At 43.3% G+C, this 15,069-nt stretch carries 13 protein-coding genes; all 13 read right to left on the bottom strand.

What is annotated here, in order from left to right; genetic code table 11:
- Positions 1-20 precede the first annotated feature (20 nt).
- The 13 genes from NP589_RS09555 to NP589_RS09495 all read right to left on the bottom strand — a co-directional run bounded on the left by NP589_RS09555 (position 21) and on the right by NP589_RS09495 (position 15,063).
- Positions 21-1,157 (bottom strand): TIGR03088 family PEP-CTERM/XrtA system glycosyltransferase, encoded by a 1,137-nt coding sequence (locus NP589_RS09555; RefSeq protein WP_256606775.1) that lies wholly within the window; start codon positions 1,155-1,157, stop codon positions 21-23.
- On the bottom strand, positions 1,158-2,363 hold the full coding sequence (locus NP589_RS09550) for a TIGR03087 family PEP-CTERM/XrtA system glycosyltransferase (RefSeq protein ID WP_256606774.1): 1,206 nt from the start codon (positions 2,361-2,363) through the stop codon (positions 1,158-1,160).
- Positions 2,363-3,382 carry a FemAB family XrtA/PEP-CTERM system-associated protein gene (locus NP589_RS09545; protein WP_256606773.1) on the bottom strand — a complete coding sequence of 340 codons (1,020 nt, stop codon included), beginning with the start codon at positions 3,380-3,382 and terminating at the stop codon, positions 2,363-2,365. The genes NP589_RS09550 and NP589_RS09545 overlap by 1 nt, the downstream gene beginning before the upstream one ends.
- A gap of 6 nt (positions 3,383-3,388) precedes the next feature.
- The gene (locus NP589_RS09540; RefSeq protein WP_256606772.1) at positions 3,389-4,225 is read right to left on the bottom strand and encodes an XrtA system polysaccharide deacetylase; all 837 of its coding nucleotides are present in this window, start codon (positions 4,223-4,225) and stop codon (positions 3,389-3,391) included.
- A 33-nt stretch (positions 4,226-4,258) separates the two neighbouring features.
- Positions 4,259-5,386, bottom strand: a complete 1,128-nt coding sequence (gene wecB, locus NP589_RS09535) for a non-hydrolyzing UDP-N-acetylglucosamine 2-epimerase (RefSeq protein ID WP_256606771.1) — start codon at positions 5,384-5,386, stop codon at positions 4,259-4,261.
- A gap of 5 nt (positions 5,387-5,391) precedes the next feature.
- A complete protein-coding gene (locus NP589_RS09530) occupies positions 5,392-6,423 on the bottom strand; it encodes an XrtA/PEP-CTERM system-associated ATPase (protein ID WP_064010251.1) in 1,032 nt (343 codons plus the stop codon).
- 11 nt (positions 6,424-6,434) lie between these two features.
- Positions 6,435-8,114, bottom strand: a complete 1,680-nt coding sequence (locus NP589_RS09525) for a TIGR03016 family PEP-CTERM system-associated outer membrane protein (protein WP_256606770.1) — start codon at positions 8,112-8,114, stop codon at positions 6,435-6,437.
- Complete coding sequence (locus NP589_RS09520) at positions 8,092-8,991, bottom strand: XrtA-associated tyrosine autokinase (RefSeq protein WP_256606769.1); 900 nt, start codon at positions 8,989-8,991, stop codon at positions 8,092-8,094. The genes NP589_RS09525 and NP589_RS09520 overlap by 23 nt, the downstream gene beginning before the upstream one ends.
- A gap of 23 nt (positions 8,992-9,014) precedes the next feature.
- Positions 9,015-10,562 (bottom strand): XrtA system polysaccharide chain length determinant, encoded by a 1,548-nt coding sequence (locus NP589_RS09515; protein ID WP_256606768.1) that lies wholly within the window; start codon positions 10,560-10,562, stop codon positions 9,015-9,017.
- Positions 10,563-10,638: 76 nt separating this feature from the next.
- Positions 10,639-11,304 carry a polysaccharide biosynthesis/export family protein gene (locus tag NP589_RS09510; protein WP_256606767.1) on the bottom strand — a complete coding sequence of 222 codons (666 nt, stop codon included), beginning with the start codon at positions 11,302-11,304 and terminating at the stop codon, positions 10,639-10,641.
- A 21-nt stretch (positions 11,305-11,325) separates the two neighbouring features.
- Positions 11,326-13,737: a tetratricopeptide repeat protein gene (locus NP589_RS09505; protein WP_256606766.1), complete on the bottom strand. Its 2,412-nt coding sequence runs from the start codon at positions 13,735-13,737 to the stop codon at positions 11,326-11,328.
- Positions 13,738-13,819: 82 nt separating this feature from the next.
- Positions 13,820-14,557 carry a PEP-CTERM/exosortase system-associated acyltransferase gene (locus NP589_RS09500; RefSeq protein ID WP_256606765.1) on the bottom strand — a complete coding sequence of 246 codons (738 nt, stop codon included), beginning with the start codon at positions 14,555-14,557 and terminating at the stop codon, positions 13,820-13,822.
- A 32-nt stretch (positions 14,558-14,589) separates the two neighbouring features.
- A complete protein-coding gene (locus NP589_RS09495; RefSeq protein WP_064010257.1) occupies positions 14,590-15,063 on the bottom strand; it encodes a Crp/Fnr family transcriptional regulator in 474 nt (157 codons plus the stop codon).
- Between the last annotated feature and the right edge of the window lie 6 nt (positions 15,064-15,069).

The following is a 15,069-nucleotide window of genomic DNA, read 5'->3' as shown; positions in this document are numbered from 1 at the left end:
ATGAGTTCTCTCTGAATCATTTACTGCTTGTCATAAACTTGCCGATAGCGATCCACCATGCTATCGATTGAAAATTCCGCCTGAATCCGCTGAAGCGAGGCTTCGCCTAATTGCCGCCGCTTGTCGTCATCCAGCACCAACTCACGCATCTCGAATGACAAGCCCTGTACATCCTCTTTTTCTACCAGACATCCGGTCGTACCGTCCAGTACCAACTCAGGATTTCCGCCGACACGCGTAGCTATAATGGGCAGACCGCTAGCCATCGCCTCCAATATAGTATTGGAAATTCCCTCCGCCTTTGAAGGCAGTACGAAAATATCGAGGCTACGCAAAATTTCGGGGATGTCATCACGCTCACCCGGCAACCAGGCTTTATCGATCAAGCTGGCGGCATTCAACAAGTCAATCGCTTCGACCCGCAAAGGCCCATCGCCAATCAAAAACATACGGGCAACTTGGGCGAATTCCGGCGATTTTTGACAGGCATCGATAAAAGCCCTAACCAGCGTCAACTGATCTTTCACGCCGTGCATGCGTCCAACCGTGCCGATCACCAAGTTTTGATCCAAATTCAGCGAGCAATCGTCCGGTATTTGTCTAATTCCGGAACGAGGATAAAACGTTTTGGTATCGACACCGTTACAGATGCGCGTGATTTTCGCGGCACGAATGCCAACTCGATTCAGCAAATAATCCTGTAAATGCTGCGATAGCGGAATGAAGCGATGAATGATTGAACCCAAAATCCGTCGCAGCCATTGATACTTGACATTGCTGCCGTCAGGATCGAAAACATCCCAACCATGTTCGCCATGCACCCGATAAGGCACGCCGGCTAACAATGCGCAAACCTGATATTCGATAGCCGCCAAATTACGGGTATGCACAATAGCGGGCTGCCATTGTTTCAACAAGCGATAGACTGTATAAAACGACGCCCAATCCTGCCCTGGCCGCTTATGCAACTGATGGACAATCACATCTTGCCGCTTAATACGTTGGCTGAATTCGGTGCTATTCGCCAAACAGATAATGGCGTGCCGGTAACTGTCTTCCGGTAATTTATTAATGATATTGACCAGGCCGTTCTCCAGTCCGCCAATACCCAGCCTATAAATGATGTGCACGATTAAGGGTGGCAACGGTCTGGACATTTATGCAGTCTCGCCCGCCAACAATCGGCACAAGCGTTGGCCGTTTCGCTCCCAACTGAAATCGCTTTCTACATAGCGGCGATTGACGTTAGCCGACTCAACCGGCTGCTCCAAAAACCGTATAACTTGGCTGGCAAAGTCTTCCGGAGCGTCGGCTATCGCCACCTGCAAATCAGTTCCTCCCGGTATGCCCTCCATAGCCGCCGAGGTGGCTACTATCGGCTTGGCCATTGCCATGCCTTCCAACACTTTGTTTTGAATGCCCCTAGCAATCCGTAAGGGCGCAACGACAACGTCCGCGTGAGCAACATAGGGCCTGACATCGTCAACTCGCCCCGTCACAATTACGGCAGGCTCGTTTTCCGCCAATTGCAACACCTCTTTGGCGGGTTTGGAACCTACTATATAAAAATGTACGCCCGGCAATCGGCTTTTGATAACAGGAAATACCTGCTCAGCAAACCACGTGACTGCATCGACATTTGCCCAATAATCCATCGCGCCAGTGAAGACAACAGTCCTCTGCTTGGCCGGGAATGGCGTCTCATACGACAAGTCTGGATCGAACCAGTCCGTATCCACTCCGTTGTTCACAAAACTAATCTTGACTGCGGATTCCGGTGCCAAAGTTTTGAACAAGCCTGCTTCTTGTTCGGATACAAATATTGTGGCATCGGCCCGCGCAGCGATACATTGCTCATAGGCCAGCAGTTTTTCCGCTTCACGCTGGTAAATCCAAGTGGCGGGCCAGTCTTTACTTTGCGCATATTGCCGCCACTTGTCGGAATCGACATCTACAAAATCGGCCACGCAATGCAAGTTGGTATATTTATCAACATATTGTGCCATCGGCGATGAAAAGATCATCACCCTCTCAATACCCTGTTCGCTGATCGTTTTATCCACCCATTCCTGCAATTTGCGGTTACGGTAATACGGCAAACTCAAGGCTTCTCCGCTCAGAAAGCCTGTCAAGCTTTTAATTTTACCGTTCTTGGGATTTAATTCGATACAGCAAGTATCTGCACAGAAAGACTTTAAGACATCGATATGCTGCTTATCATCCGGGTCATCAATAAAGGTACCGAGAAATATCTGGTATTCAGCAGCTAAAGCCTGCAAAAAATGAAAGGAACGAATCTTGTCGCCTTTATTCGGCGGATAAGGTATCCGATGGACTAAGTAAAGTAATTTAGGCTTTGCCATCAACCCAAATCCTTGGCAAGCCAAGGGCCGACCAACTGGCTGACTGGCAGAGGTAATCGCTTCCAAGCTTCAATAAACAAACGGTATTTAGGATTGAGTGGATTGATTTCGGGTATTTGTTTGGCTTTGACCAGATCGACCTCGTAATAAAGCGGCTCCGGTTCGAAACCCCAGTGCTTTTTAAAGCGATACGAGCCTGTGCCAATTTTACTGCGACCGTAATCGAAAACCCGGCATCCCTTTTCCACCGCACGCCGCATCACTTCCCAATACATGAAATCGTTGCCTTTCAAATCACGGGCCGCGTCTGTGCCGCCGCCGTAATAGGGTAAAACTTCATCCTTGAAATAAAAACTCATCACACTCGCTACTAATTGGCCCTCATGCTCTATCGTTAGCACCTCGCACTTCTCGCCGAACACATCCTGCAAAAGTTGAAAATATTTTTTCGGAAATACCGGGGTGCCTAAGTTCCTGACACTTTCAGAATAGGCGCGATATAAACGTTCTACATTATCGTCGATGACACTGGTAAGACCGGCTTTGATGCCAGCCCGCACCATTGCCCGCTGCTTGCGCGGAATCGCATTTAGATTTTTTTCGACGTCTGGATCGAGTTCTTTTCTAAACGTGACGTAGAGTTCTTTGTGTGGCCAATCGGGATGACGCTGTTGCCGATTCCGCATCTCCAAACTATCTACGCCTAATTCTCTGGCCAGTTGTTGCGCTTGGGTTTGTAACGCTGCAAAAGCTTCATCATTGCTGGCGACAATTCCGCCGTAAACACAAAACGCGTTTGAAACCAAAGAATTGCCAAATAACAAGCTATTTACATGGGTCAAGGGCAAAACACCGGTGATTTCACCATCTTGTTCAGAGTAAAAATAGTAAGTATTGTGGCCGAAAGCTTGTTTAATTACCTGCTGCCAAGCTGATAAATGAAAAAAGCTGCCATCGGCCGCAGCCATGACATAGTGATCCCAACGCTCTCTTTGGGCTGGCTCAAGTAATTTGATCATGACTAACTATGATGATTTGTCTGTTTGCTTGATTAGAAACACGCTCTGCATGGTATCCCAAGCAAAATCGGTCAGTAAGCTGTTAAGGCGACTGTGCATTCTATCCAGATTCAAATAATGTCTGAAACGGGTTTTAAACGACAAATCATGCTGCCGCGGCTGTTCGGGATCTATTTCCCAAGGGTGAAAATAAAAAATTCCAGACTGATTTTCGTGTTTATTGAGATGGCGGTAAGCCCACTTCGAGAACTGATACGGATACAATCGAAAAAACCCGCCGCCACCGCAGGGGATATTACGATCCAGTATTTTCAACGTAGTAATCGGTATTTCCAACAGTTTAGGCGCGTTATCCGGCCTATAAGCGAAGCGGGGCGCTTCCGGCATGCCATATAAATCGTGTTTTACAGGATATATACTGGAACTGTACTGAAAGCCCTCGTCCTCCAATACCTCAAGCGCCCAGAGATTCTTCGCACCTATCGAATAGCTAGCGGCGCGATAACCCACAATTGGCTGACCGCCGATATCTTCAAGAATCTGCCGGCTAATTCTAAGATCTTCCCGGAACTGCTCCGGTGTTTGTTCCGTTACACGGGTGTGTTGATAACCGTGCGAAGCGAGTTCGTGCCCTTCATCGACAATTCGCCGTACCAGCTGCGGATAACGCTCGGCTACCCAGCCCAAGGTAAAAAAAGTGGCTTTTACCTGATGTTGCGCAAATAAGTCCAAAATCCTCTGGGTATTCTGTTCTACCCGGTGCGGCAAACCATCCCACTGACTACGCTGGATATTTGCCTCAAACGCAGAGACCTGAAAATAATCCTCGACATCAACTGTCATAGCATTAATGCATACAGGGGCATTCATACAGCCTCAACCCGCCAACTGATAACGACGCACAATTTCATCGACGATACGGCCAGCGGCGTTACCATCCCAATACTCTGGAACCAGCCCACTCTTACCGCCCGTGCTCAACACATCATCTACACATTGCATAATTTTAGCGGGATCGGTTCCCACAATGGAATTGGTACCCTCGGTGATCGTGATAGGCCTTTCGGTATTTTCCCGCAAGGTCACGCAAGGTACGCCCAATGCAGTCGTCTCTTCCTGTAAGCCACCGGAATCAGTCAAAACCAATTGCGCGGCCTGCATCAAACCGAGCATTTCCAAATATGCCACCGGCGGTAACATAATCACCCTTTTCTCCGGCAACATGCTCAGTAATCCCGCCTCTGCAATTTTTTGCTGTGTGCGAGGGTGAACCGGAAATATCACAGGGAGTTTTTCGCTGATATCCCCCACCACCCGAATCAAGCGCGCTAGTGTTTCGGGTTCGTCAACATTGGAAGGTCTGTGCAGTGTTAACAAGGCATAAGCTTTTTCCGAAACAAGCTGTTTGGAACCGTATCGCTGCAATGTTTCCGCCAAAGAAGAGGCTTGTTGGCAGTTAGCCAGAAGCGTGTCGATCATCACATTCCCGGTAAAGCATATCCGCTGTTCGGAAATACCTTCCTTAATCAAATTGTCCGCCGCCGCACGCTCCGTGGTGAATAACAGGTCTGAGATTTGGTCAGTCAAAATCCGGTTAATCTCTTCAGGCATTTGCCGATCATAACTTCTCAAACCGGCTTCAACATGGATCAATGGAATATTTTTTTTCACTGCGACCAACCCGCAGGCGATTGTTGAATTGACATCCCCCACTACCAACACGGCAAAAGGTTTAACCTCATCCAAAACCGGCTCAAAGCGCAACATGACATTTGCAGTCTGCACTGCATGACTGCCCGATCCGACACCCAAATCCTTGTCCGGCTCCGGAATACCGAGCTGTTGGAAAAAAGTATCTTTCATAGCTTGGTCGTAATGCTGACCGGTATGCACCAGATAAGGCGTTATCAAATGCCGAACAGCTTGTAACTGCCTGATAATTGGCGCCATTTTCATGAAATTAGGTCGCGCGCCAACCACGCAAACCAAGACTTTAGGGGACATTTTTGTTAATCCAGGGAGGTTGTTTCGCTGTAAACGGCATCCATATCCAATTGCAGCAGAATAGCTTTTCTAAGCAGAGCTTTTTCTTTATTCAGACTGTTTCGAAGATTGGTGACAACATCTTCGAGTCTGGCAATCCTATGTTCGAGAGATTCTGAATCAGCACCACTGAAACGATGTAACGGCGGCATGGAACTCTCATACTCCTCGTCAGCAACCTCGAGCAACATTTCTTCCTTAACCTCGACGATAACTTTAGTCACTGCCTGTTCGTCCAACAGCTTCAACTCTTCCAAATAACCGAACAATAGTAGACGATCGCACAAGGAATTAATGCGTCTAGGAATACCTCCACTAAACTCGTGAATAGCCTCAAACACACTTGGCGTAAACTCAGGAGTCCCAGACCAACCCGCAGTTTGCAACCTAAAAAGTATATATTCTTTGGTCTCTTCCAAATCCAACGGATCAAGCTGAAATGTAGATACAATGCGTTGCTTTAGCTGCTCCATATCCGCAGAGTAAATGGTGCGTTTCAATTCGGGTTGCCCAATCAAAAACACCTGAAAAACAGGATTACCATTAACATCCAAATTGGTAAGCATACGCAATTCTTCTAAGGATTGTTTTGGCAAATTCTGCGCTTCATCGACGATTAACAGTAATCGCCTACCTTCTCTGGCTTTTTCAGCGATAAACTTTTCGAACCCCGATAATAAACTGGCCTTATCGGTCAGAGAAAATGAAAAACCAAATGTCGATGCAGCCATCCGCAAAGTGTCTTCGGGACCAACTTGAGAAGTCATCATCACACCGATTAACAATTTCTCTTTATTCAAATTTTTTATCAAACTCTTTACCAGCATAGTTTTACCCGTACCAGGCGAGCCGATGACCAGAACAAAGCCCTCACCTTGCGTCAAGCCGTAATGCATATAAGCTAGAGCACGTTTATGCACTGAACTCTGAAAAAAGAAATCCGGATCCGCGCTTAGTTGAAAAGGCTTTTGGGTGAGATTATAAAATCCGTCGTACATGTGTTTTCTATTTAGAATCGTACGTTAAAATTAGCTGTAGCCCTGTTTTCAACATAACCACCAAATTGGGTGGAATCGGATATTTGATTGATATGCCTGAACTCGAGTCTTGTATCCATTAATAAAGGGCGCCCCAAATTAATAGGAACCCCCCTGCTCACACCCAAAGCTACATCATATCGAGAATTGCTGGATAACTCTCCATCCGTATGTTGCCAAGAAGGTCGTAGATAGAGATCCATCCTAGAGGCAAATTGCCATTGCCAGCTACCCGTTACACCATATGACATGTCTTCTCCAGAACGGGTTTCATATGTTCTACGTTCGTTAAACACAGAAGCGTTGTAAGTGCTCTTACCGGTTTGGTAGGAAAAGGAAAGGTTTCCACGCTTTCTAATAATTACGTCATTGACCAAATCAAACGGATTCAGAACTAACTGGGTATTGTTAAAATTGGGGCCTGGAATCAGCGACGACCTTCCGGTAAGAGGATCAGTTGGGCCAGGGGTGAGAAACCCCTGCGCTACTAAATCTTGAGTATTTACCACCTGAGTTAAGCTGCCCGAAGCATCCCGAAGAAAAAATCCCTGCTCAGCGAACAATTGTTGCAACGTCGTTGTCTCTTGGGAATAATTAAATGCAATGGTCGCCTGCTTAGCGCGATAGTTAAAGTTTGCATCCCAAGAATCGCCAGTGTTTAACCCTACATCTTTATTACGATACGTAATGGTCGAACTAAGATTTTCCGAAGGATTAAATTGCAACGTAGCATGCTTGTTATTACCGATACCAACCTCAAGTGAATACCACTTGCTTGGTGTCCATTGCCCCCCAACCGTATAAAAAAAACCATTACTTATGCTGTTCGTCGAAGTTTGAAAATCGTTATTTTCAAACCCTGCTTGTCCGAAAAGATTAAATTTATTATTGATATAATATCGAGCATTACCTTGGTATTGTTCAAATCGAACATCTTGTCCGACAGCCCTGCTTTGCTCTTGAGACGAATAGTTTAATCCCCAGTTAACTCTATTAAAATAACTGCCGCTGGACAATCTAGCCTGGCGCGTAATAGTATCCGAATCGGACACCAAATTTGACAACTGCGGTGTAACTAATGACCCATTTAAATTCTCGAACGAGGATTTACTATAACCGACTTTAGCTAAACCCGTTGCAAACTGACCAAAACGAGGCGTCCAATAAGGTGAAATACTGAAAGTCTGAACTTCAGTCCGCCCACTATTACCAGAAATATTATCAGTCGTAACAAACGAATTACTAATATTTTGCTGACTTATTGAACTTGCAGTTTCCAAAAAAAGAGTGTTACGAACGGCTTGATACAAAGAATTCATATTAAGCTGATGATTTATATCTATAGCATCCCTACCACCCGCATTATAGAGACCTTGCATGCGATAATTTAAATTGAAACTGCTCCACGGGGAGTTTCCATACAATGAAACTCCAGGACTAACCTCAGTTACAAAACCGCTTTTCTTATTATTTTCAGAAAGAGTCAAATTATCTGAAAATATCTCGCTTGCGGACAAACTTGGACTTAATCGCCAATCAAGCGCTTTTGCAGAGCTAGAATGTAAAACCATACCTATACTTAAACTAGAAAGCAAGGTGGCTAAAGATAAACCGGAAAGACGATTACTGTCACAAATGTCCATATTTCCCATAACTATAATTGTGACCGTATATATCTATCTCTTTTCTTGTTTTGTTCAAAAGGGTCATAACAACATCGCAATTACTAAGCTTCGCAACCGACTCATTAACCACGCTCTGCGGAGTAACTTCCGCCGCAATTACCAGCACTACCTGACCTACAAGTTCTGCAAGTATTTGGGCCTGAGTAGCAACAAGTAACGGGGGGGAATCAAAAATCACAATACGGTCTTTATATCGCCGGCTCACTTCTTCCGCAAATAAATACATCCTTTGACTCGATAACAACTCTGTCGAGTATTTATGTCTTTTACCTGCTGTAATCAAGCTAAGATTTGGAAGATCTGTTTTTAACAAAATATCTGAAAAAGTGACTTTATCATCTTCTAAATACTCTATTAAGCCGCGAGGACTATTAATCCCTAATTGCTTTGATATACTCGGCTTTTCAACATCAGCATCTATAAGTAAAACCTTTTTATCTCTTTCGTTAGCAATGCTCAAAGCCAAGTTAATTGAAACGAACGTCTTCCCTTCTCCAGGCAAACTGCTGCAGATAAGAATTAAATTAGAACGATTAATACCATTATTTTCTGCACCCTGTATATTGTTGACTAAAGGCCTCTTAATAACCCTAAACTCTTCAGCCAACTGAGATTTTGCATTATTATTGTCTATAAAACCATTTTCGGCTAAGCCTACCCAATCAACAACAACCTGCTGCTCTGGCGAAAACGCGTGAGAAGACTCTCGTAACTCAACCGACTCTAAATTGCTTTCGCTGGCACCTCTATCAGGTTTACTTGTGATAGCCGAGTCTTGGCTACTATTTTCCACAACTAACCCTTGGCTCCCTGCCTTTTTCAGCGCATTCTCTATAATGCTCATATGTTTACCTGTTTAATACGACTTTACTTGAGTATCTCAAATATCATGATACCGATATAGCCACTTAGCAGTATTGCAAAAGTCGAAATAAGTAACCAGTCGACATTATTGGTCTGACTTATACCTTGTGAAGTAAGAGACACACTACCTAGGGATGGCAGCCCGGTCACAATTCTTACTTGTCTTGTTGACATAAATACTGGCCGTATAAAATAAACTAAAAACGCAACACCGAACCCTAAAACCACCCCGACTAAAAGCGCGAACGAGTAAAATAACTTTCTATTAGGAGAACTAGGTTTATTGGGCTTGCTAGGAGGATCAGCAATTTTGAATTTCAAGCGAGATGTCTGGTCGTCCACACGCTCGGTAATATGAGCCTGTTCACGCCGGTCCAGCAACTCTGAATACTTTCCACTTATCGTTTCATAGTCCCGGTTAAGATTCTTCATTTCCGTTTCAATGGTCAATCTTTCATTCAAGCCTTCTTCGAGCTTTGCTATCCTGTTTCGAATTGACTCAACTAAAGTTTGGCTCGATGCAACTTCGGCCTGAGCATTATCAAACCCCATCTTTAACGCTTGAACATAGGGGTTAGCCATTTTCTCAGCTCCAATACTCTCCGAAACACCTGCAGCCAAATCTTCATTTGATTCTGACTGATTAGGCTTTGATTGGTTTTCTTGAGTCTTCAGCGTTTCAATTAACTTATCAATTTCAATTATTTCTGGATGACGTTCGGTGTATTTCAGCAACAACTCGGTCCGCTTATCTTTCAGCGATTCTATCCTTGCGTTATCCGCAGACACTTCCTGAGTAGATGTAGGTAGTCCCCAGTCCTCATCGGACTCTTGTATTTCAGCAACCTGCTCCGCTAAAACATTTCTTCGAGAAATAGCTTGATCTAGAGCAGTGTTGGCATCTAAATACTGCTCCTTCATTTTCTGCAAACTCTGAAATTGATCTGAACCATTAAGTAAATCTATATTTGCCCGTTTGAATTCTTCCTTTGCTTTTTCAGCATCTTGCAATCTAATCTCATACTCTCGTATCTGCTGCTCAATGAAACGCTGCGCATCACTTGCATCAGCCAATGCTTTTCCCTCGGTCTGCTCTGAAAACACAGTTAGAACAGCCTGAACCACGCTTTTGGCAACTTCAGGGTCTTGGGACGTATAGGCAATATCAAAAATATCTCCTCTGCCACCAGCAATTGTTATGTCTTTTTTAAGTTTTTCTATCAATTCGGTTGTAGATCCAGAATTATCCTGTGATCTGCTTAGCTGGGATAGTGAAATAATTTTTTCTAGATTAGGCCTTGTAAACATGAGTTGCTGAATTATTCTAATTAGTGCAGATATATCAGGCTCTATCACCATCCCCCTCATAAGTGGCCTGATAACTGTAGCTGAATCAATATGAACTTTAGCTTTTGACTCAAATTTGTCAGGCATCATGAAAATGTACGCCCAAGCGCCGGAGCAAACAACCAAAGCAAAAACAATCGCCAGGCGCTTATACTTTAAAGTCCCTTTCAAATAAAAATAAACTTCAGAAAGATCTTGTTGCATATTAACTAGCCATTGTTTTTAATCTAAAATTAATGAATATACTACCCACAGAATAAGTCAACCTTTTTACAAAAACCTAAAAATATGCATCAGGAATAATTAAAATGTCTCCAGGCATCATCAACACATTCGCTGACAAATCTGTATCATCAATCAAGTCGTCAATCCTAACACCAAACGGCTTCAACTCTCCGTTCACATCCCTGATTACGCTGGCTCTATTCCCATCAGCATATTGATTCAAACCGATCTGTATAATAACATCCAATAAAGTCATTCCCCTTTCGTATGGAATGGACTTGCCTTGGTAACGTCCGACGCCACCACTGCCACCACTGCCACCACTGCCACCACTGCCACCACCAATCCTGCCAATAACCCTAATTTGCTGAGTACTAATCCCTTTAAAGCCGCTCACCATAACAACTACCTGCGGACTCTTAATGTAAGTTGAAAGCACCTTCTCAATGTCACGGGCTAATTCAAACGGTGTTTTACCGCTGGCCAATAACTCCTCAACCAAAGGAACGGTTATCTTGCCATCCGGCCGGACTGGGGCTGAAGTGGATAGCTCCGGATTACCCCAAACGAATATATTGACACTATCCCCCGGCCCTATCTGATAAGTGTAATCAGCCGCCTGCTGCACATCCTCAAGTAGTGGTTGCGAACAGCCCATCACGCTTAACATAAGGACAAATGCGTTCATATAACACAACAATTTTTTGCTAAATATCGGCATAATCATAATCTACGTAGTTACTCAATTACCGGCTGAATTCTCTGTCTCTTCTAAGATCTTTTTTGCATCATCTTTACCTGCAAAATTGCGCTTTTGTTTTTCAGACAGACTAATCGACTGTTTAAGCTCGCTTATTGCAGTGGCTTTATTGCCAGCGTTAAGATGAGCGACACCTAAGTGATATCTAAACTCAGGTAATTTAGGCTCTTTTAATATTAAAGCCTGTAATAGTTTGAGCCCCTCCGAATTGCTACCCGTTTTAATCAAGGCCCAGGCATATGTGTCTTGAAAATACGGATTTTCAGAATCTTTAAATACTTTTGCTAATTCTACCCCCTGATCAATCTCGTCAGGATTGTTAGACTCTATCAACAATGACGCCAAATTGTTAATAGCCAAACTAGTACCAGGATTCTTATCGAGCAAATTTTTATATACTTTTATCGCACTTTGCTTTTCGTTCAATTGCTCGTACAAACCAGCCAATGCCATAGATAATTGAGGATCATCCTGATTAATTTCTAATCCTTGCAAATAAACCTTTTTAGCTGATTCGATATTTTTATTCATCACCGCTTCAACCCTAGCTAAAGCAAGGTAAATAGATGTTGCTTTTGGAGTATATTTAATCTGATCCGTTAATAGCTTTTTAGTTTTGGCAAAATCATTATTTGCCGCGTAAAGATCACTCAAAGCGCCGACAGCATTTAATTCATCCGGATACTTGGCATGATGCTTCTCTAAATAAGCAACAGCCTTATCTCTTTGCCCAAGAGCCTCGTAAGATCTGACCAAATTAATCAATGAATTGAGATGATTAGGATGCTGTTGTATCAACTTGTCATACAAGTTAATTGCCTCAGAAAACTTACCTTTACCCTGCAAAATGTTGGCTTGAAGATATGTAGGCATAGCTTTATCTTTAGAAAAAAGCGCCAGCCGCTGAATGGCCTCTTGGGCACCATCCCATTTTTTCTCCAAAATATCCAACTCAGCTTTACTAGTAAGAAGTAAAACGTCGTTTTGTTTTATCGATAACGCCTTTTCAAGATATTGCCTAGCATTCTCCTTTTGACCGGACTGTAAGTAATTACCATATATACGAGAAAAAGCCGCTAAATTGGCTGGATTAACTTCTAAAGCCTGCTTAAAAATTTTTTCAGCCTGTTTCCGATCTTGTTTTATTAAATAGGCCTCACCTAACAAGGAATAAACATCATCTACATTAACTTTGTTCCATACAAGTTTGTTAAGAAGCTCAATAGCTTCATCTGTTTTATTTTGAGCCAGCAAAAAGCGACCTTTAAGCAAGTTTGCCTGAATCAATTCTGAATTAACACTAAGAATATCTCTCAAAGAGCTCTCTACAGTACTATATTGCTTTTCCATCAGCGCAATTTCCGCGAGAATAACCTGAGCTGATAAGCCTGTTTCGTTATTTTTCTCTAGCTCAACGACTTGCTCCAGACCCTTTTTAGCACTCTCAGCATAACCTGATGCAACCATCCATTTTGATAACTCCAACAACATCTTAGGCTGCTTCTGATGACGACTAAGCATGGACTCGTATTCTGCGATGACTCGATCTTTAGCACGAGCATTTAGAAATTCAATCAAAACGATTTCAGGCTCGACTTTATCGTTTGATTTTTGGACCATTTCTCTTAACAATCCCTCCGCTTCCTCAAGCTTACCAGTCATCGAATAAATAGAGGCCAAGCTTAATTTAAAGTTGTTGGCATCTGGATATAGTTGAATAAGCTCCTCATATCCCTTTACCACGTTATCTATGTTGTTTAATCCAGCATCGAGCTTGATTTTAAATAAACGCAAGGGAAGGTTTTTAGGCTCTTTTTCCAACGCCCTGTTCACTAATACCAATGCTTGATTTATTTCATTTTTTTCAGCAAATAAAGCCGCCTGCAATGACAAGGCTTCTACATTATCTGGGCTGTCTTTTAAAACCAAATTAACTACTTCTGCTGCTTGATCTTTTTTCGACTGTTTAATATAAACGGATGCCTTGATCAATTTTGCATCAATGTTGCTTGAATCGCTCGCCAAGACTAATTCAGCTTGCTCCAAAGCTTTGTCCAAATCTCCGAAAATAATATCGAGCTTACCTAGCTTTATTTTTGCGGAAGTCAAACCAGGCTCTAACTCTAAGGCCCTAATCAGATTTTGCCGCATCGATTTGAAGTTATTATTTTTCTCGTCCAAAAGGGCCATATAGAAATAGGCCTCACCAAACTTATCACTGCTTTGGCTTGATGTCTTCAACTCAAGCAAGGCCTTATCAAATTCCCCTTTTTCAAAAAGCTCCTTACCTTTTTGCAAATGATTTTGAGCAGCTTCCTCAGGTGAGGAACAGGCCGCTGTTTGCAATAAAAATGAACATGCGAAAACTACGGAACTGATTAGATTTGTTTTCATCCTATTACCAAAACTCCAAAACTTTTATCTAGTTAACTTATTAATTTCCGGGCAAAATAGACTTGCATTAAACCCTGTGATACTAGTTAACAATATTTTCTTTTATCCAAGAGTATAACTCCTGCAAATCCGGGTGCATATTTTCTAAAACCGCCTGCGTAGTAACGAAATAAGGTGCGCGTATGCCGTGGTAGTCGATATCCTTACCAACACGCTGAAAATCTATACCTGACCGATGCATCAACCGCGGCAAGAACGGCTCCATCATTGCAAACACATTTGTACGCCCATCCACTTCTGTCAAAACAGTAGCCGCAAAAAAACAAGCAACTGCTATTGACGAAAAAGTCCTCTGCTCTTGTGGCGAAAATTGTAAACCGTTAATTTCACCAAAACGTGTCAAAGCCTCACCTGTACGCCGACGGAATGCCCCATCAACAGCTAGTCTGGATATCTCGCACACTGTATTTCTCTGAAGCTTTAAGTTATCTATAACCTTATTATCCAGACTGTCACCACAGTACTTTTCTAACGGCAATGGCTTATTCTCTCTCTCGCCGACAGCAGGTACCAATCGCACGCAGCCGGCAGGCATTCCCGTCTGCAGATGAGTAATCAGACAATGCCGGGAGTATTCATCGTAATCATCTATCTCAAGACGGTTAGCAAAACGTTCAACAGACTCATATTTAAATTCTTCGCAGTAAACGCGATACCTTACTTGAAAAACATATTCCTTTTGAGCATCACTTTCGGCGAGGTCCACCTTGAAGTAACGACTAAAACTTTCCGCCAGAGATGATTTAGGTGCAACATCCATTTTTTCCCCTCATTTCCGCGAGTGCCATCCAGCTACAAATATTTATCGATGTCATGCGCTTTAATTCCCCATGCCAGCAAATGCTCTATTCGATCATTTGCTAATCCCAAACGATTAGACATAGCTTGAAACAGCCCCTTCAAAAACAAATAACCCTGCACCGGATGATCGTCCAAATAAATACTCAGCATATCGCTACGAACTTCAAGTAAACATACATCCGTTAATGAGACAACAGAAGCAGTTCGTTCTCTGGATTCATACAAACAGACATCTCCAAACACTGCTACAGCCTCCAAATCGCACAAGCCGGGACTGATCCGTCGATTACCGTCCAGCTCTGCCCCACCCAAAACCCGAACGACTCCTTCTTCGAGAAGGAATAAAGTGTTTCCTTGCTGGCCTTTTTGAACAATTGTCTCACCCGCATTTAGGCGATATCGTTTCCAGCCAGAACCTTCGGAGAATTGCGTATTAGCTAGTACGTCACTAAATAATTCTTTCATGCCCAT

The organism is Methylomonas rosea (genome assembly GCF_024505055.1).
GTDB lineage: Bacteria > Pseudomonadota > Gammaproteobacteria > Methylococcales > Methylomonadaceae > Methylomonas > Methylomonas rosea.
This window is presented reverse-complemented; position numbering and strand designations above follow the sequence as displayed.